The organism is Allobosea sp. 47.2.35 (genome assembly GCF_024655635.1).
Lineage (GTDB): Bacteria > Pseudomonadota > Alphaproteobacteria > Rhizobiales > Beijerinckiaceae > Allobosea.
Genome location: NZ_JANLGI010000026.1, coordinates 1 through 19,029, shown reverse-complemented (window position 1 = coordinate 19,029; position 19,029 = coordinate 1). Strand labels below are relative to the sequence as shown.

Below are 19,029 nucleotides of genomic sequence, written 5' to 3'. Positions count from 1 at the left end.
TCATCGCCGCCCGATCAGCATGAAGCGCGTGTAGTTCTTCGTCGGCCGCGCGCCTTCAAACCAGACCTCGGACAGCCCCGCCTGCTCGCGGAAAGCGTCGAGCGAAGGCACGCAGCTCCGGTGATCCGGCTCGCGGAAATAGTCGTTGGACTGCAGCACCAGCGGCAGACCCTGCGGCAAGGTGGCGATCCAGCCCGGCACATCCTCGAGATGCTCGCAGCTGGTGTTGATGACGAGCCCCGGCGCCGGCGTCTGCGCCGCGAAATCCACCGCCATCATATCCGCCGTCACCGCCCGGAACCGCCCCGTCGCGACGTGGCGATGGTTCAGGATTTCCGCGGTGGGCGCGCAGGTTGGGTCGATGTCGAGGCTGACGATCCCGGGGACCGCGAGCCTGTCATCGTCGAGCAGCAGCGCGCCGAGAACGCCATACCAGGCGCCGAGCACCCAGACCGGCCCCTCTGGTCTGGGATAGGTCTGCGCCAACGCCTCGGCGAGCCATTGCTTTGAGGCGATCTGCTTGTGATTGCAGGCGATCGAGAGGTCGGGCGGCGCGCCCTTGCCGTAAAGCCGCGCGATATCGGCGACGATGCGGTTGCCCGAGAGCGCCGCCATGCCGCGCAGCAGGTCGTGAAAGGCCTCTTGGGGCTGTTCGGGTGTCATGCGTCAATCGTCATCAGGTGAAGGCGGCGGACCATAGGCACGCGCGCTCGCAAAAAACCAGCCGAGCGCGCAAGGATCAGCCTCTTTCAGGTGCCCCGCCCTGCTCCGGCGCCTCCTCGGCAGCAGCATCCGCCTCGCCTCCGGAGACGACCGGCGCGGGCACCGCCACATCCTCGCGCTTGCGGCGGGCGATTTCCGGCGCGCTGGCGAAGCCATAGGCGGTCAATGGCTTCTCGCGCCCCTTGATCGCGATCTTCAGCGCCGTGGTGCCGGCATAGCTGCGCCCGCTCGCCCGGATCGTGTCCTCGGAGACGACGATATCGGCCAGCACGCGCCGCGTCGCCGATTCGAGTTGGCTCGCGACCATCACAGTCTCGCCGACCGTGATCTCGCGCCGCCCGAGATTGTCGTTCTCGACCGATCCGGTGATCGCATCGCCGGTATGGATGCCGATGCCGATCCTGAGCGGCAAAGGCAGCGCCGCGCCATATTCGCGATTGAGCGCATCGACCGCCCGCACGATATCGCCGGCAGCCGCGATCGCCGCTTGCGCCCCCTTCGACGGCGGGCCTTCCAGGCCAAACACCGCCATGAAGCCGTCGCCATAGAAGGCGTCGATCCGCCCTTCATGCGCCGTGATCGCCTGCCCCATCTCGTCGAAGAAGCGGTTGAGCAGGCCGATCAGCTCGCGCGGCAATTGCCGCTCGGAGAGCGCCGAGAACGCCCTGAGATCGGCCACCACTACGGTCAGGCCGCGCTTGCCGGCGGCATCGTCGAGCTCGAGCGCACGCCCGGCTCCGGCATTCAGTCGCGAGGCCAGCAGGATTTGCACCTGCAGATCGTCGCGCGGCCGGATCTGGCAAGCGAGCCGGACGCCTTCCGGCGCCGAGATGCGCCTGAGCAGCTTCGCCTCGTTCATGCCCGGCTTCGGCAGTTTGTCGTTGCCGTCCATCACCAGCACGCGGCAGGTGGCGCAGCGCGCCCGCCCGCCGCAGAGCGCGGCATGGGGAATGCCGAAGCGCCGGAACATCTCGAGCACGGTCGGCCCCGGCGCCAGCCGGCGCGTGCCATGGCCGACGAAGCGCACCGTGATCTGGCGCGTCGTGCGGACCCGGATCTCGCGGATGCCGATGAAGAGCAGGAAACAGGCGACGAGCCCGTAGAACCCTCCCTTGCCCCACATCACGTCACGGGCGAACATCGCCGCCTGCGCGTCGCTGACCAGTTCGGCCGGCATCGCCAGCCGCTCCGCCTCGCGCGCGCCGACCGAGAAGCCGATCAGCGCCAGCATCGGGATCAGGATCGCCGCCAGCAGGAACGGATCGCGCCAGTGGCGATAGCTGTCGCGGCCGCGCAGCATGAAATGGATGCCGATGATGCCATGCGTCCAGACCAGCAGCAGCAGCAGCGACTGCGTCAGCGCGAGCCCAGGCCAGAGCCGGCGCAGCACGGAGCGATAGCTTTCGTCGACACCGAAATAGATGCCCATGATCCGCGTGCTGATGATGTGGTCGATCAGCAGCAGCGGGATTGCGAGGCCGAGCGCGATCTGCAGCATTTCGCGCAGCGGCATCTTGAAGGTGCGCCGCTGCACCACGCGCAAGAGCGCGAAGACCGGGTGGACGATCAGCGAACCATAGAGCGCGACGGTCCCGGGCCAGGAATGCCAGAGGCCATAACGCCAGTCCTGGACCTTCTCCATGGCGTCGACGCCGAGGATGCCGACGGCGTGGTTGAGGAAATGGGTCGTCGCGAAGGTGAGCAGGATCAGCCCGGAGACGAACCGGATGTCCCGGCTCCAGGACGAGACCTGATCCATGCCCGCACTCATGCCGGTGCGGTTCGTGCCTGCGGCTTGCGGCCGGTTCATGCGCTGATCGACCTCGTCAAACGGTTTCATGCTCCCGCAGCAGGACGGAGGCGAGCCGGTGCACCCGCTCGGCCAGATCGCGGCAGACCGCGAGGCTGAACTCCGGCACGGTCTGCAGCAGCTCGAAGAACAGGTCCTTTGGAATCCGCAGCGCCAGCACATGCGACTTCGCGCTGACGGTTGCGATGAAAGGTTTGCCGCTCAGCAGCGCCACGTCGCCGGTGATGCTGCCGGTATCCTTGACGAAGCGCCGCTCCTCGCCGCCCTCGCGGGGCTGCGAGATCTCGACCTCGCCTTCCATGATGACGTAGACGCCCGCGAGCTTCTCCTGCGGGCTGATCAGGATGGCGCCCGGCTCGAATTGCAGCCGCTCGCCCATCAGCGCGACGAGCTTCAGCCGCGATGCCGGCATGTCCTGAAACAGCGGCATGCAGCGCAGGCAGCCGATATCGGTTTCCAGACTCATGACCGCGCCTCCATTCGCCCGATGTTCTCGCGCCCGGCGCTTTCGAAGCGCGACGCCCGGTCGTTGGCCGCGTCGGGCGTAGCCGTCGCCTCGACCGTCCCCGTCGCTCCGTGGAACACCACCCGCAGCGGGACCTCTCCCGCAAGATTAGCATCTCCGACCAGAAGAAACAGCGTCATGCCCTCGCAATAGCTGCGCAAGCGGGCCACGATCGCCTCCGGCTCGTCCGAAATCGCGAGCAGGGCCGAGATGTCGAGCACCGCGATCTGCGGTGCCTTGATCAGGGCCTCGACCAGCGGAACCGCCTGGCGCAGCCGCGCCGGCAGGTAGCGCCCGCGAATGCCGCTCTCGGTATCGAGGCCGAGCCGATAGAGCGCATCGCCCAGCCCCGAGCGGGAAAGCGCCTGCAGCACGATCTCGCCGACCTTGCGCGCGGCATCGGGCACGCCATAGCCGATCCGGCCGAACATCAGGTTGTCGCGCACGCTGGCGCCGACCATCACCTTGTCGGGATCGTAGAAATCGACATCCTCGGCCGCATCGGCCGGCAGATGCTTGCGGAAGCTCTCCCGCGCCCGGAGGATGCGCCGCTCCAGGCGGGCATCGATCAGGTTCAGCCTGTGCTTGGGCTCGATATAGCCGAGCGCCAGCGCGACGAGGTCGCGCTCCGTCTCCTGGTCGAGCGGGTTGCGCATATCGTGCTTGGCCAGCAGCGCGGCCAGTTCGTTCAGGCGCTCGAACTCGAAATTCGCCCCGAACGAATAGCGCTCGAACAGCGCATGGCCCTGCGGCAGGCCGGCGAAGATCTCGACGACGGTCGCCACGATCCGCCCGCCCATCTCGGCCAGGGGCTCGACCAGCGACTCCGCCTTCAGGATCGACTGGGCATAGGGCTCGAACAGCAGGGTCGCGCTGTCGAAGCGCGTCGTGGTGCGCGTCCCGAAAATCAGGTTCTCGATGATCGGCGCATTGCGGTTGTAGCGGTCGAGCACGAAGGGCTCGATCAGGTCGCCCTGCTTGATCCGCGCGAGCTCGGCCGCGACCACGCGGCGCGCCGTGATGATGCGCTCGATCGCCTGCTCGCTGACCGGGCGCATCACCTTGCCGCCGAGCCCGAGCTCATAGACCTCCTGCGTGCAGCCGAAGACGTCGAGCAGTTCGTGAACGCGCGCCGCAAGCTCGGCCGCATCGGCCACCCCGACACCCTCGTAGTCGGTCCAGTCCGCCTCGAACGGGAAGGGCGAGTTGCCCGAGCGGATAGCCTCGACGAAGCGGCGGTGCTCCGGCGGCGAGACGCCGCCCTCGGTCTTGAGATCGGGCCGGCGGCGGCGGAGCGGCAGCAGGATGTTGTCGCGCATCGAGCCGGCGATGATCTCGGGATCGTCACCGGAATAGCCGATCAAATGGCTCGCCCGCTCGACCGACATGGCCGCGAGCGGCTCGCCGTCGATCAGGACACGGCCGGTATAGCTCGTCGCCTGCCGGCCGAGAATCCGGCCGAGCACGTTCTTGCCGCCGCCTGGCGGGCCGACCACCGCGACCATGCCCGGCCGCTGAACGCTGAACGACAGCGGCGTCAATAGCGGCTGGCCGCGATTATCCAGCATCTGCACGGATTCGAGCCGGATCTCGCCCGTCGCCGGAAGCGCCGCGACGCCGTTCTCCTCCTCGAGGACCAGGGTCTCGTCGCTGTTGAACTGGGAGATGACCTGCTCGTACTTGATCGTCACGTCGTTGCGCTGCTGGTCCCAGTCGATCAGCTCCTTGATCGGCGAAGGCAGGTCGCGATAGGCGGCGATCACCGCGACGAGCTGGCCGATATCGAGCCGCCCCTGCAGCGCGAAGAAGCCGCCGATGGCGTAGAAGAAGAACGGCGTGATCTGGGCCAGCAGGTTGTTCAGGAACTTGACCGCGAATTTCCGCTTGTAGAGCGCGTAGCGGATGTCGAAGAGCCGCCCGAGCCGCCCGGCGATATCGGACTGGACATAGGCCGTGGCGCCATGGCCCTGGATCATCGGCCCGGCATCGACGATCTCGCCGATGCGGCCCGCGAGCTGGCGCGAGGCGATCTGGCGCTCGCGCCCGAGCCGGAGCTGCTCGCGCCTGAGAATCGGGATGATGATCGCCTGCGCCAGCACGATCAGGAGCGCGATCGAGCCCAGCCAGAAGCTCTGCGCCATGATGAAGACCAGCGCGGTCAGCGCCTGGCTGAGCAGGAAGACCGGCTGGATGAAGGCATCGCCGACGAAGCCGCCGATCGGCTCGACCTCGTCCTTGATCATGCTGGCGATTTCGGCCGGCTTGACCGCGCGGATTTCCTCCGGCCGGAAGCGCATGAGCTGGCTGAACAGGTCGTAGCGCATGCGCCTGAGCATCCGCTCGCCCAGGATGCCCTTGCGCAGGTTGATGACGTATTTGAAAGCGCCGTTGATCAGCACCAGCAGCAGGAAATAGGTGCTCAAGCCGATAAGCAGACCGTACTGACCGACCTGGATGCCATCAGAGATCTTGTAGCTCGCCCCGCCCAGCCAGGACGGCAGGTGCAGGGTGAAGTCGAGCAGCGTCGCCGTGGTCTTGCCGTCCCTGAAGGCGCCGCCCTGGATCGCGTCGTTGACGATGCGCTTGGGCACGTCGAAGGAGGCCCAGTTGAAGGGAATCGAGACAAGGATGATCAGCAGGACGACGATCTGCTCGGCCCGGCTCTTCTGCCAGATGTAACGGAAGAGATTGGACTCCAAGAGGCAACCCTGTACCGAAGCGCGCGCGGCGCAAGCTCGAACGGGTCCGGCGGGCCCGAAGCGACCATATGTGGTGAGGTTGCGGCCGAGTGCAATCCACGCCACGCTGCCGCCATGCCGGCGTTGCAAAGTGGGAACGCTGTTCATCCGCGGGGGAAGCTTGCACAAGGTCGTCGCGTCGGGATTGCTGGGCTGCGCGGTTGCCTTCGGGCTTGTCGCGCCCGGGGCGCCGCCGGTTCTTGCCGAGGCCGGCACGGAAGCCGCCCAACGCATCCTGCGCGACGGTTTCGAGCAGGGCGGTTTCGCCCCCGAAGGCGGGCTTTTCTACAAGGACAATCCCGAGCAGCGTGCAGGGCGCGTGATTTTCGATCGCACCGCCCCCTATAGCGGCGCCGGTGCCCTGACCTTGATCGCGCCTCCATCCTGCCTGCCGCATGCGGCGGGATGCAGCGAACGCGCCGAGGTCTGGGAGCGTCCCGAGGTGCTGGTCCCGTTCCGCAGCGCGGTCTGGTACGGTTTCGCGCTGCGCCTCAATGACCCGCTTGCCCAGGATGATCGCAGATATGTGATCGCGCAGTGGAAGCGCGAGATCCTGCCCGAAGCCATCGGCGACTATTCGCCGTTCCTCGCGCTGCGCCTGTATCGCGGCCGCCTCGGCATCACGGTCGAGACCGATTTGATTCCCTCCTACCCGATCGGCGGCAGCGAGCGCCCCGAAGGCTGCCTGCCCGGTGAAGCGCTCGTTCTCAGCCGCACCGAAGCCCAGCAGACGCGCGCGCTGGTTGCCATCGAGACCGGCGCGACCAGCACGGATTATCCCAGCTATTTCAATGCCTGCGCGCCGGGCATCCGGGTCACGCCCCATGCCGATTTGCCCTCGGCGCAGCAGGGCTGGATCGATTTCGTCGTCCGCTCGCAGCCCGGTCCTGACGGCGAGGGCCATATCGAGGTCATCGCCGACGGCGTCCATATCGTGACGGTTCAGGGCCATATCGGGCATGGCGGCCCCGGCCTCGACGACAACCAGTATTTCAAGATGGGTCCCTACCGCGCCCCGGCTCCCCTGCCCTGGAGCATCAGCTACGATGATTTCCGGCGCGGCCCCCGTTGCAGCGATGTCATCCGCATCGGGCAATGCCCGCCGGAACCGCCGCAGGCGTCGAAAGCGATTGGCAAGCCGCCGCTTTCGACGTCTAGTGACCTGAGGAAAACCAAGGGGCCGTAGACGCCTCGGGAACGTGCCGCTTCAGACGATGGACATCCTGCGCATCAGTGACCTGCGTATCGGCTTCACGATCCATGGCCTCGCCCGTGACGTCGTGAAGGGCGTCAGCCTGCGCGTCCCCGCCGGCAAGACCGTCGCGCTGGTCGGCGAATCCGGCTCCGGCAAATCGGTGATCTCGCAGGCGATCATGGGGCTGCTGCCGCGGGCCGGCGGAGTCACCGGCGGCGAGATCCTGTTCCGCGACCCGCTCGCGCCCGACACCGTCGTCGATATCGCAACGCTGCCGGCCGAGGGCGAAGGCATCCGGGCGCTGCGCGGCGGGCGCATCGGCATGATCTTCCAGGAGCCAATGTCCTCGCTCTCGCCGGTCCATACGATCGGCAACCAGATCGAGGAGGCGCTGCTCCTGCACCGCCCCATGCCGAAAGCGCAGGCGCGCGAGTTGATCGAGGCGATGCTCAAGCGCGTCGGCTTCAAGAATCCGAAACGCGCCTTCGATCTCTATTCCTTCGAGCTCTCCGGCGGCCTGCGCCAGCGCGCCATGCTCGCCATGGCGCTGATCTGCCAGCCGGCCCTGCTGATCGCCGACGAGCCGACGACGGCGCTCGACGTCACCATCCAGGCCCAGGTTCTCGACCTGATGCGCGATCTCCAGGCCGAGATGGGCATGGCGATCCTGCTCATCACCCATGATCTCGGCGTCGTCGCCAACATGGCCGACGAGGTCGTCGTGATCTTCCACGGCGAGATCATGGAGCGCGGCCCGGTCGAGGATATCTTCCGTCGCCCGCGCCACCCCTATCTCAAGGCCCTGCTCGAAGCCTCCCCGCATTTCGACATGCAGGACGGCGAGCGGCTCGTCGCGTTGCGCGAGGCGCGCCCGCGCCCGGTCGTGGCGGCGCCTCCACCGAAACCCGCGGCGGATGCCGCCCCGCTGCTCAGCGTCCGTGGCCTGCACAAGACCTATGTCACGGGCTCGCGCAGCTTCTTCGGCAAGGGCAGCCAGACCAGCGTCAAGGCCGTCGATAATGTCAGCTTCGACATCCAGCGCGGCGAATGCCTCGGCCTCGTCGGCGAGAGCGGCTGCGGCAAGACCACCGTCAGCAAGATCGTGATGCGCGCGGTCACGCCCGATTCCGGCGAGATCGTCTTCGATGACGGGCGCGAGCGGGTCGACGTGCTCGGCCTCGACGGCGAGAACCTCCGCAGGTTCCGTCCGCGCGTCCAGATGATCTTCCAGGATCCGGTCTCGTCGCTCTCGCCGCGCATGACCGTGATGAACATCCTGCGCGAGCCGCTGGTCATCCATGGCCGGGGCGATCAGGCCGAGCAGGACGAGCGGGTGCGCAACCTGATGCAGGATGTCGGGCTCGATACCCGCTTCCTCAATCGCTATCCGCATTCCTTCTCGGGCGGCCAGCGCCAGCGCATCGGCATTGCCCGTGCGCTCGCGCTCGATCCCGAGCTGATCATCTGCGACGAGCCGGTCTCGGCGCTCGACGTCTCCGTGCAGGCGCAGATCCTCAACCTGCTCAAGGATTTGCAGGCCGAGCGCGGCCTGACCTTCCTGTTCATTTCCCACAATCTCGCCGTGGTAAACTACATGGCGGACCGCATCGCGGTGATGGCCAATGGCCGGATCGTCGAGCTGGCGCCGCGCCATGCGCTCTTCACCCGCCCGGCCCATCCCTATACCCGCGCGCTGCTGCGCTCGGTGCCCTTCGCCGATCTCGACCGCCCGCTCGACTTCAAGCTGGCCGCACCCGGCGGCGCTTCCGACGACAGCCACTGGGACGCGGCCTTCAAGACCGGGCCGGACGAGGCCGCGCTGGCGCCCCTCCCGCTCGGCGACGGCCATTACGTGCTGGCGCGGCCCAATGCCGATATCCGGGAGCTGGTGCCATGACGCAGCGCCGCCACGACCCGACCCGCCGCACCGCGCTGCTGCTCGGCTCCGCCGCTCTGGCCGGAGCAAGCCTGCCCCGCCTCGCGCAGGCCGCGCCCACTCCCTTCTCGGGCACCGCGATCGACAGCCCGTTCTTGAAGGACAGGGTCGCGGCCGGCGCCCTGCCGCCGGTCGCCGCGCGCCTGCCCGCCAACCCGCGCGTCATCGATCTGGAGGCGCTCGGCCGGCAGCAGGGCCGTCATGGCGGCAATATCCGCATGCTGATGGGCGACCAGCGCGACATCCGCATGATGACCCTCTACGGCTACACCCGCCTGATGGTCTATGACGACAATCTCGACCTCGTGCCCGACGTGCTCGAGAGCTGCGAGGTCGAGGACGGCCGCATCTTCACGCTGAGATTGCGGCAGGGCCATCGCTGGTCGGATGGATCGCCCCTCACCACCGAGGATTTCCGCTACTGGTGGGAGGATATCGCCAATAACAAGCGGCTCTCGCCGGGCGGTCCGCCCCAGGCCCTGTTCTCAGCCGGCGAGCCACCCCGCTTCGAAATCCTGAGCGAGACCGAGGTCCGCTACAGCTGGAAGGCGCCGAACCCGGTCTTCCTGCCGGCGCTGGCCGGCGCGCAGCCGACCTATATCTTCATGCCATCCGGCTACCTGAAACAGTTCCACGAGCGCCATGCGCCCAAGCACGAATTGGCCCAGCGCGTGAAGGAACACCGCGTGCGCGACTGGGGCGCGCTGCACGAGCGCCTCTCGCGCATGTACCGCCCGGAAAACCCGAAGCTGCCGACGCTGGAGCCCTGGCGCAACACCACGCCACTGCCGGCCGAGCAGTTCGTCTTCGAGCGCAACCCCTATTTCCACCGCGTCGACAGGAACGGCCGGCAGCTCCCCTATGCCGACCAGGTGACGCTGACGATCGGCACGAGCGCGCTCGTCCCCGCCAAGACGGCGGCCGGCGAGGCCGATCTCCAGGCCCGTTATCTCCGCTTCGACAACTATACCTTCCTCAAGGAAGCCTCGAAGCGGATGAATTTCGACGTCCGGCTGTGGAAGCGGGCGGAGGGCGCCTATTTCGCCCTGCTCCCCAACCTCAACGCCATCGACCCGGTTTGGCGCGATCTCAACCGCGACATCCGCTACCGCCGCGCGATCTCGGTCGCGATCAACCGGCAGGACGTCAACAAGGTCATCTTCTTCGGGCTCGCCAAGGAGAGCGGCAACACCGCCCTGCCGGAAAGCCCCCTCTACGATCCCCGCTTCACCTCGCTCTGGACCCAGCATGATCCGGCACTGGCGAACCGCCTGCTCGACGAGATCGGCCTGACGAAGCGCGACGACGACGGCATCCGCCTGCTCCAGGACGGGCGCCGACTGGAATTCACCATCGAGACCGCCGGCGAGAACACCGAGGAGACCGACATTCTCGACCTGCTCAAGCAGGATTTCTTCGATGTCGGCATCAAGATCTACCCGCGCTCTACCCAGCGCGACGTCTTCCGCCGCCGCATCCTCGCCGGCCAGACCGTGATGTCGGCATGGGCCGGCATGGACAATGCGCTGGTCACCTCGGACATGGAGCCCGACGCGCTGGCTCCGACCTCCTCGGCCCAGTTCCAGTGGCCGCGCTGGGGCCAGTTCGTCGAGAGCAACGGCAAGGAGGGCGAGCGACCGGCCCTGCCCGCGGCCAACAAGCTCGTCCGCCTCTACGAGGAATGGCGCATGAGTTCGACCCGCGACCAGCGCCGGGCGATCTGGCGCGAGATGCTGGCGCTCAACGCCGAGGAGCTCTTCACCATCGGCGTGATCAACAGCACGTTGCAGCCGATCGTCGTCTCGCGCGACCTGCGCAACGTGCCCGAAAAGGGCCTCTACAGCTTCGAGCCCGGCGCCTTCATCGGCCGCTATATGCCCGATACCTTCTGGTTCGACAGGCCAGAGACCAAGGCCTGACCCGTGCTGCTACGCTACATCCTCAAGCGCATCCTGATCATGATCCCGACGCTGATCGTCACCAGCGCGCTGATCTTCACCGTGATCAACCTGCCCGAAGGCGATTACTTCGAGACGCTCGCGGCCGAGATGCAGGCCCAGGGCGAGAAGGCGGACATGAGCCGCATCGAGTTCCTGAAGCAGGAATACGGCTTCGACCGGCCACCGGTGGAGCGCTATGTCCGCTGGGTCGCGGGCCTGCTCCAGGGGGATATGGGCTATTCCTTCGAGTACCAACGCCCTGTCAGGGAGATCGTCGGCGACCGCCTGCTGCTGACGATGATGGTCTCCTTCGCCACCATCATCTTCACCTGGGTCGTTGCCTTCCCGATCGGCATCTACTCGGCCACGCACCAGTACAGCTGGGGCGATTACGGCCTGACCTTCCTCGGCCTCGTCGGGCTTGCCGTGCCGCATTTCCTGCTGGCGCTGGTCTTCATGTATTTCGCCAATGTCTGGTTCGGGACCTCGATCGGCGGGCTCGTCGATCCCGCCTATCTCAACCAGCCGATGAGCTGGGCCAAGCTCAAGTCGGTGCTGGAGCACCTCTGGATTCCCGTCATCATCATCGGCGCCGGCGGCACCGCCGGCATGATCCGGGCCTTGCGCGCGAACCTCCTCGACGAATTGCAGAAACAGTACTACGTCACGGCCCGCGCCAAGGGCCTGCCGCCCGGCAAGGCGTTGCGGAAATATCCGCTGCGGATGTCACTCAACTTCTTCATCTCGGATATCGGCGACATCCTGCCCTCGATCGTCTCGGGCGCCGAGGTCGTCGCCATCGTGCTCTCGCTGCAGACCACCGGCCCCCTGCTCATCCGCGCCCTGCAGAGCCAGGACATGTATCTCGCCGGCTCCTTCCTGATGTTCCTGTCCTTCCTGACCGTGATCGGCGTGCTGATCTCGGACATCGCGCTCGCCATCCTCGATCCGCGCATCCGCCTGCAGGGAGCCGCGACCAAGTGAAGGCGACCTCGCTCTCCCATCTGCCGCCGGACGGCGCGCCCCTGGCGCACGAGGTCTCGACGGCCCCGTTCGAACCCTATGCCACCGAGACGATGACGCCGGAGCAGGAGCGGGTCTATCTCGCCTCGCAATGGCAGTTGATGTGGTGGAAGTTCCGCAAGCACCGGCTCGCGGTCATCTCCGCCGTGGTGATCCTCGCGATCTACGCGATGGCGGCTTTTGCCGAGTTCCTCGCGCCCTATCACTACACGACGCGCAACACCGACTTCATCCGGGCCCCCGCTCAGAGCGTCCATCTCTTCCACGAGGGCAGCTTCATCGGCCCCTTCGTCTACCCCTACACAATGCGCCTCAACATGGAGAACTTGAAGCGCGAGTACGAGGTCGACACCACGCGCCCGCAGAAACTGCGCTTCTTCTGCGAGGGCGACAGCTACATGTTCTGGGGCCTGATCCCCGGCAACCGACGCCTCGTCTGCCCGCCCAAGGACGGCACCTTCTTCTGGCTCGGCTCCGACCGACTCGGCCGCGACATGCTCTCCCGCATCCTCTATGGCGGGCGCATCTCACTCTCGATCGGCCTGCTCGGCGTCTCCGTCTCCTTCGTGCTCGGCGTCATCATCGGCGGCATCGCCGGCTATTATGGCGGCCGCGTCGATCTCTTCGTCCAACGCATCATCGAGATCGTGCAGTCGCTGCCGCATATCCCGCTCTGGCTGGCGCTGGCCTCGATCCTGCCGCCGACCTGGAGCCCGCTGCTGGTCTATTTCGGCATCACGGTGATCCTAGGCCTGATGGACTGGACCGGGCTTGCCCGCTCGGTACGCTCAAAACTGCTCTCGCTACGCGAAGAGGATTATGTCGTTGCCGCCCAATTGATGGGCGCCAAGCCAAAGCGCATCATCGCGCTTCATCTCGTGCCCGGCTTCATGAGCCATCTCATCGCCTCGGCCACGATCACCATCCCCAAGACCATCCTCGGCGAGACAGCGCTGTCCTTCCTCGGGCTCGGCCTGCGGCCGCCGATCACGAGCTGGGGCGTGATGCTCAACGAGGCCCAGAACATCAATGTGGTGGCGCTCTATCCCTGGCTGCTCTATCCGGTCGTGCCCGTGATCGTGATCATCCTCGCCTTCAACTTCCTCGGCGACGGCCTGCGCGACGCGGCCGATCCCTACCGCTGACATCAGACACGCACCGCCCCACGAAGACCGCCTTGCGCATCGCGTTCCACACCCCGCTCAACCCGCTCGGAGACGATGGCGTCTCCGGCGACCGCCGCATGGCCCGCCAGCTCGTAGCCGCGCTCGAAAGCCTCGGCCATGCCGTCGAGCCGGTCGGCGCACCCAGGGCTTATTTTCGCGAGCCCGACCCCGCTCGTTTCGAAAGCGCCGCCGCCGATGCCGCCGGCCTGCGCGATGCCCTGCTCGCCAGCTATCGGGAAGGCAAGCCACGGCCCGATCTCTGGTTCACCTATCACAACTACTACCGCTCGCCGGACTTCCTAGGCCCTGAGATGACAACGGCGCTCGGCATCCCCTATGTCACCGCCGAATCCAGCGATTCCACCCGGCGGACCAGCGGTGAATGGGCCGCGCACGCCGCAGCCGCCCGGCAGGCGCTCGCGGCCGGCGATGTCCATTTCTACTTCACCGATCGCGACCGGCAGGGGCTCGAACGCTGGCGGAGCGCGGGCACGGCTCTGCTGTCCCTACCCCCCTTCATCGCAACCGGCCCTGAAACCACCCGGTCTGTCGCCTCGCCAGGCGCACCGCGCCTGATCACCGTCGCCATGATGCGCGACGGCGCCAAGCTGAAGAGCTATCTCACCCTCGCCCGCATCCTCGACTGCTGCCGGAAAGAGGACTGGACGCTGACCATCATCGGCGATGGCCCCTGCCATGCCGAGATCGGCGCTGCTTTCGCTCGTCTCCCTGCAGACCGCATCACCTGGCGCGGCCAGCTCGACCGTGACGCCACGCAAGCCGAGTTGGCCCGGCACGACATCTTCATCTGGCCGGGCATCGGCGAGGCCTATGGGCTGGTCTATCTCGAAGCCCAGGCAGCGGGCTTGCCGGTCGTCGCCTTCGACAGTGGTGGCGTGTCCGAGACCGTGCGATCCGGCGAAACTGCCCTGCTCGTCCCGGAGCACGACGAGGCAGCGCTCGCCGCAGCACTGACCAGCCTGCTGCGCGACAAGGCTTTGCGCGACAGCATGGGCTCGGCCGCGCGCCGCTTCATCCTCGCCGAGCGTACACCGGCACGCGCCGCCGAAAGGCTGGCGGAAGGCCTAGCGCTGGCCATCCGGAACCGCCGCGCCAAGCTGAAATCGTCTCCCGGGAAAGCCACGCCATGAATGCCAAGCATTGGCAGGCACTCGCCCTCGAACTCGACCACTGGAGCGAATCCGGCCGAACGATCGGCCTCTGGCTCCGCGACGACGATGCCGTGGCACCGAGCCCGGCGCTCGACCGCCTTTCGGATCTGGCCGAACGCTTCACGGCACCGGTCCTGCTCGCGGTCATCCCCTTGCTCGCCGAGCCCGCCCTGGCAACGGCGCTGCGCGGCATGCCGCTGCTGCGGCCCTGCCAGCATGGCGCCGTCCATCAGAACCACGCCCCTGCCGGCAGCAAGAAATCGGAATTCGGCGCCGAGCGCGCAGCAGCCGATGTCGATAGCGACATTGCGCGAGGCCGTCAGCGCCTGCACGATCTGCTCGGCGACACCACCCTGCCGATCTTCGTGCCACCCTGGAACCGCGTCGCCCAGGGCCACGCCGCGCGCCTCGGCGCGCTCGGCTTTGTCGGCCTCTCCTGCTTCCGGGGCTATCGCCTCGGCGCCGAAGGAGGCCCACGCCTGCTCAACACCCATGTCGACATCATGGACTGGCATGGCGGCCGTATCGGCCGCCCGGCCCCCGATATTCTCGGCGAACTCGTCGCCCAACTCGCGGAAAGACGACGAGGCGAGGCCGGCGACATCGAGTTGGGCCTGCTGCTCCACCATCGCGACCACGACGAAACCGCCTGGTCCGCCCTCTCCGATATCCTGAGCGTCGCCGCCACCCACCCTGCGGTCCGGGTAGTCGATCCGCGCCATCTCATCGCCTTGCCCGGCAGCGCCGCGAACGGCGATGCCGGCTTGCGATGACGTGATCGGCAGCCTGCGGATTATCGCGTCCGACAGTGCTCCGACGGGCTTGGATCGTCCCCGGCAACCAGTTATAATCGCTCCAGAGTTTTCAACTGCGTTCGTCCTCGCCAAGAGGTCGTCTGGCCTTTCCGGGGGGCGACGTTCCGATGCCTTCAAACGTCGTCGACCTTGCCGGCGCCGAACGCGCGCCGCGTAGCCCCCATGCTCCGCGCGTCCTGATCTACAGCCACGACACCTTCGGGCTCGGCCATATCCGCCGCTGCCGCGCGATCGCCAATGCGCTGATCGCGAGCTTCCCGCATATCTCGGTGATCATCGTCTCCGGCTCGTCGGTGATCTCGAGCTTCCAGTTCGGCGACGGCGTCGACTATGTCCGCATTCCCGGCGTCGAGAAGCAGAGCGACGGCAGCTACGAGCCGCACCATCTCAATCTCGCTCTCGACGACACCATCCGCCTGCGGGCCGACATCATCAAGCAGACCGTGCTCTCCTTCGACCCCGACGTCGTCATCGTCGACAAGGAACCGGTCGGCCTGCGCGGCGAACTGAAGCCCTCGCTCGACATCCTGCGCCGCCGCGGCGCCCGCATCGTGCTCGGCCTGCGCGACGTGCTCGACGAACCTGCCGCCGTACTGGAGGAATGGAGCCGCAACGGCGCGCTGGACGCACTCGACACGGTCTATGACGACATCTTCGTCTACGGGCTCGACAACGTCTATCAGCCGCTGACCGGCCTGCCGAACCAGCATCGTTTCGCCGACAAGCTGCGCTACATGGGCTATCTCAAGCGCGCAGTGCCGAGCCCGATGCCGCCGAACCGCTATCCGCGCATCACCAAGCAGCCCTTCATCCTGGTCACGCCAGGCGGCGGCGGCGACGGCGCCGGCGTGATCGACTGGGTGATCTCGGCCTATGAGGCTGATCCGACGATCGAGCTGCCCGCGCTCATCGTTTTCGGCCCCTTCATGTCGCGCGAGAAGCGCAAGGAATTCGCCGAGCGTATCGCCCGCAATCCGAAGCTCGAAGGCCTCGGTTTCGAGCCTCGCCTCGAACTGCTGATGAACCGGGCCCACTGCGTCGTCGCCATGGGCGGCTACAATACGTTCTGCGAGATCCTGTCCTTCGACAAACCGGCGCTGATCGTGCCCCGTGTCCGGCCACGCCTCGAACAGGCGATCCGCGCCGGCCGCGCCGACGAGCTCAAGCTGGTCGACGTCCTCTACGACCCCTCGCAGACCGGCGAGGGCGAGCGCGACCCGCGCGTGATGGCCGCAGCGCTCCATGCCCTGCCGCGCCGCCCGCCCCCGTCGCAGGCCTTCGTGCCCGACCTGCTCGACGGCCTGCCCTCGATCAGCCGCGCGCTCGCCGGCGACCTCTCCATGTCCGTCCGCGGCCGAGCGCTCGCGCAGACGGCTGCGACGAGCTGACCCACTGCCCAACCGGCGCCAGCCCCATCTGGACGCTGGCCAAGTCCCTCGCACCGTCCTAAGCGTGTCGCCATGACGTTTTCGAATACGCTCGTGTCCGTCGCGGTCGGCGCCGTCGCCGTCGTCCTGCTGCTCGGGCTGATCAACATGCTGCGCGGCGGCAGTGCCAATACCTCGCAGCGATTGATGCGCCTGCGCGTCATCCTGCAGTTCGTCGCCATCGTCCTGATCGTCATCGTCCTGTGGTGGCGCAACGGCTGATCGCCTGCGACACTGCGCGCAAGCCATTGAAATCAAAGAAGCGCGCGACTTGCGCGACTGTGGATGGAGACCCGGATCACCGGGCTTTGCCACATTCCGGACACGAGTATGTGTGCTTCACTAACGCCTCTTCACCCGCTCACCGTCGAAGGCCCATGGTTCGCGTCGCGTTGCCGCTTCTTGCCGTTTGCCTGGCAGCCTCTGCCGCTTCAGCGCAGACCCGGTCCCTCTCCGGCAGTGTCTCCAGCTACGCGCCCGCCACCGAACCACCCGCTCCCGCATGGGAAGCCCGTGTCGGCGCCGGCCTCGCCAATCCCGGCGGCCGGGAGGGTGGCCTGCCCAACCTGAGCGCCGATCTGCTGTCGCCCCGCCTCATTCCCCTGAGCGACCGGCTCGCGGCGGCCTTCATCCCGCGCTTCAACATCGGCGCGAGCCTCAATCTCAACGGCACGCGCTATGCCTATGCCGGCGCAACCTGGACCTTCGACGTGACGCGCGACGTCTTCGTCGAGGCGAGCTTCGGCGCCGCCTTGAACGACGGCAAGACCGGACTGGTCATCCCGGAGAATCGCCTCGCGGTCGGCTGCAACACCGGCACGCGCGAGGCCGCCGCTCTCGGCTTCCGGCTCTCGGATCGCTGGAGCCTCGTGACCACGCTCGAACATTTCAGCACGGTCGGCTGCTCCGACAAGCCGGGCACCGGCAACCGCGGCCCCGCCAATATCGGCGCAAGGCTCGGTTACACATTCTGACGGGACGCCCCACCGCAAACGCGCTTCCGTCCGGCCGGGGCCGCGCTATAAGCGTGGCATGGTCAAGCTCAACCGCATCTACACGCGCACCGGCGACAACGGCACGACCGGGCTGACGAGCGGCCCGCGCCGCCCGAAATTCGACCTGCGCGTCGCCGCCTATGGCACGGTCGACGAGACCAATGCCTGTATCGGCCTCGCCCGCCTGCACGCAACGACGGAGGATGCGCTGGTCGATGCCATGCTCGGCCGGATCAGCAACGATCTCTTCGATCTCGGCGCCGATCTGTCGACGCCCGAGACGGACAAGCCCCTCGCCTTCGAACCCCTGCGCATCGTCCAGGCGCAGGTCGACCGGATCGAGGTCGAGATCGACCAGCTGAACGCCGATCTCGCTCCCTTGCGCTCCTTCGTCCTGCCCGGCGGCACGCCGGCCGCGACCCATCTCCATCTCGCGCGCACCGTCAGCCGCCGCGCCGAGCGCCTGATGACCGAGCTCGCCGCGACCGAGGGCGAGACCGTCACCGCTCCCGCGCTGAAATACATCAACCGCCTTTCGGACTTCCTGTTCGTCGCCTCCCGCTACCTCAATGCCAAGGCAGCCGGCGACGTGCTCTGGGTGCCCGGCGGGAATCGCTGAGCTCGGCCATGTTCGTCCCCCTGCATGACGGCGTGCCGCTGCGCTTCATGCGAACGCCCTACATCACCTACGGGCTGATCGGCGCCAGCCTCGCCCTTCAGCTCGTGCTGCAGCTCTGGCCCGGCGGCGAGGAGGCGGAGCTGGCGATCATGGCCGGCTTCGGCATGATTCCCTCCGTGCTGTTCGGCACGGCGCAATTGCCGGAAGGGCTTGCCCATGTCCCGGCCTGGGCGACCCTGTTCAGCAACATCCTGCTGCACGCCAATCTCGCGCATCTCGTCGGGAACATGCTGTTCCTCTGGGTCTTCGGCGACAATGTCGAGGATGCGATGGGCCATGCCCGCTTCCTCGCCTTCTTCTTCCTCTGCGGGCTCGGCGGCTCGCTCTTCCATGCCGGTATGTATCCGGATTCGCAGCAGCCGCTGATCGGCGCCTCGGGTGCGATCTCCGGCGTCATCGCCTCCTATCTGATGATCTATCCGCAGGTCCGGATCTGGGGCCTCGCCTTCAACTGGATTCCGATCCACATTCCCGCCCTCTATGCGCTCGGCGGCTGGATCCTGCTGCAGGCCGCTTCCGCCCTGCTCGGCGCCGACGGCAATGTCGGCTGGTGGGCGCATCTGGGCGGGCTGGCGACGGGCGCCGCGCTGACCCCGCTCTTCGTGCACCGCAGCATCGCCCTGTTCGGGCGCAAGCCCGCCCGTGGCTGAAGCCGCGCTGTTTTGCCCCCGACTCGGGCCCGGACGGACGTTGACAAGCGCAAACGGGCGTCGTTACGGTCCCAGCGCATTCCAGCCGAGGGCCGCGATGCCGCTGTCCTGCTGTCAGGGACAGCGCGGCGCGAGGCTCATCTCTTCTGAACGGTGATCTGGCGATGAAGATCTTGGTGCCCGTCAAGCGGGTGGTTGATTACAACGTGAAGATCCGCGTGAAGGCGGACGGTTCCGGCGTCGAGCTCGCCAATG

The 19,029-nt window shown here is 67.0% G+C and carries 16 protein-coding genes and 1 pseudogene; 13 read left to right on the top strand and 4 right to left on the bottom strand.

Annotated elements, in window-relative coordinates; translation table 11 throughout:
- The 4 genes from NUV79_RS22470 to NUV79_RS22455 all read right to left on the bottom strand — a co-directional run bounded on the left by NUV79_RS22470 (position 1) and on the right by NUV79_RS22455 (position 5,737).
- Complete coding sequence (locus tag NUV79_RS22470; protein WP_257735304.1) at positions 1–663, bottom strand: class I SAM-dependent methyltransferase; 663 nt, start codon at positions 661–663, stop codon at positions 1–3.
- A 76-nt stretch (positions 664–739) separates the two neighbouring features.
- Complete coding sequence (locus NUV79_RS22465; protein WP_257735303.1) at positions 740–2,563, bottom strand: adenylate/guanylate cyclase domain-containing protein; 1,824 nt, start codon at positions 2,561–2,563, stop codon at positions 740–742.
- Positions 2,550–2,999, bottom strand: coding sequence for a Crp/Fnr family transcriptional regulator (locus NUV79_RS22460; protein WP_257735302.1), 450 nt, complete (start codon positions 2,997–2,999; stop codon positions 2,550–2,552). The genes NUV79_RS22465 and NUV79_RS22460 overlap by 14 nt, the downstream gene beginning before the upstream one ends.
- A complete protein-coding gene (locus NUV79_RS22455; RefSeq protein WP_257735301.1) occupies positions 2,996–5,737 on the bottom strand; it encodes an ABC transporter ATP-binding protein/permease in 2,742 nt (913 codons plus the stop codon). The genes NUV79_RS22460 and NUV79_RS22455 overlap by 4 nt, the downstream gene beginning before the upstream one ends.
- 160 nt (positions 5,738–5,897) lie before the next feature.
- On the opposite strand from NUV79_RS22455, the gene NUV79_RS22450 reads away from it, so the two are divergent.
- The 13 genes and pseudogenes from NUV79_RS22450 to NUV79_RS22390 all read left to right on the top strand — a co-directional run.
- Positions 5,898–6,962, top strand: a complete 1,065-nt coding sequence (locus NUV79_RS22450) for a polysaccharide lyase family 20 protein (RefSeq protein ID WP_257735300.1) — start codon at positions 5,898–5,900, stop codon at positions 6,960–6,962.
- Between the two features lie 28 nt (positions 6,963–6,990).
- Positions 6,991–8,868 carry an ABC transporter ATP-binding protein gene (locus tag NUV79_RS22445; RefSeq protein WP_257735332.1) on the top strand — a complete coding sequence of 626 codons (1,878 nt, stop codon included), beginning with the start codon at positions 6,991–6,993 and terminating at the stop codon, positions 8,866–8,868.
- On the top strand, positions 8,865–10,826 hold the full coding sequence (locus NUV79_RS22440) for an ABC transporter substrate-binding protein (RefSeq protein ID WP_257735299.1): 1,962 nt from the start codon (positions 8,865–8,867) through the stop codon (positions 10,824–10,826). The genes NUV79_RS22445 and NUV79_RS22440 overlap by 4 nt, the downstream gene beginning before the upstream one ends.
- A 6-nt stretch (positions 10,827–10,832) precedes the next feature.
- Complete coding sequence (locus tag NUV79_RS22435; protein WP_257735331.1) at positions 10,833–11,831, top strand: ABC transporter permease; 999 nt, start codon at positions 10,833–10,835, stop codon at positions 11,829–11,831.
- A complete protein-coding gene (locus NUV79_RS22430) occupies positions 11,828–13,015 on the top strand; it encodes an ABC transporter permease (protein ID WP_257735298.1) in 1,188 nt (395 codons plus the stop codon). Before NUV79_RS22435 ends, NUV79_RS22430 begins: the two co-directional genes overlap by 4 nt.
- A 32-nt stretch (positions 13,016–13,047) precedes the next feature.
- Positions 13,048–14,187, top strand: coding sequence for a glycosyltransferase family 4 protein (locus NUV79_RS22425; protein WP_308218241.1), 1,140 nt, complete (start codon positions 13,048–13,050; stop codon positions 14,185–14,187).
- Positions 14,184–14,981 carry a polysaccharide deacetylase family protein gene (locus tag NUV79_RS22420; protein ID WP_257735297.1) on the top strand — a complete coding sequence of 266 codons (798 nt, stop codon included), beginning with the start codon at positions 14,184–14,186 and terminating at the stop codon, positions 14,979–14,981. The genes NUV79_RS22425 and NUV79_RS22420 overlap by 4 nt, the downstream gene beginning before the upstream one ends.
- A 149-nt stretch (positions 14,982–15,130) precedes the next feature.
- A complete protein-coding gene (locus tag NUV79_RS22415; protein WP_257735295.1) occupies positions 15,131–16,411 on the top strand; it encodes a glycosyltransferase family protein in 1,281 nt (426 codons plus the stop codon).
- A 72-nt stretch (positions 16,412–16,483) separates the two neighbouring features.
- Positions 16,484–16,672, top strand: coding sequence for a twin transmembrane helix small protein (locus NUV79_RS22410; RefSeq protein ID WP_047578113.1), 189 nt, complete (start codon positions 16,484–16,486; stop codon positions 16,670–16,672).
- Positions 16,673–16,827: 155 nt separating this feature from the next.
- Positions 16,828–17,424, top strand: coding sequence for an acyloxyacyl hydrolase (locus NUV79_RS22405; RefSeq protein ID WP_257735293.1), 597 nt, complete (start codon positions 16,828–16,830; stop codon positions 17,422–17,424).
- A gap of 58 nt (positions 17,425–17,482) precedes the next feature.
- Entirely contained in the window at positions 17,483–18,064 is a 582-nt protein-coding gene (locus NUV79_RS22400) for a cob(I)yrinic acid a,c-diamide adenosyltransferase (RefSeq protein ID WP_257735292.1), read from the top strand.
- A gap of 8 nt (positions 18,065–18,072) precedes the next feature.
- Positions 18,073–18,774 carry a rhomboid family intramembrane serine protease gene (locus tag NUV79_RS22395; protein WP_257735291.1) on the top strand — a complete coding sequence of 234 codons (702 nt, stop codon included), beginning with the start codon at positions 18,073–18,075 and terminating at the stop codon, positions 18,772–18,774.
- 164 nt (positions 18,775–18,938) lie between these two features.
- Positions 18,939–19,029, top strand: a pseudogene (locus NUV79_RS22390) (electron transfer flavoprotein subunit beta/FixA family protein); the annotation flags it as partial.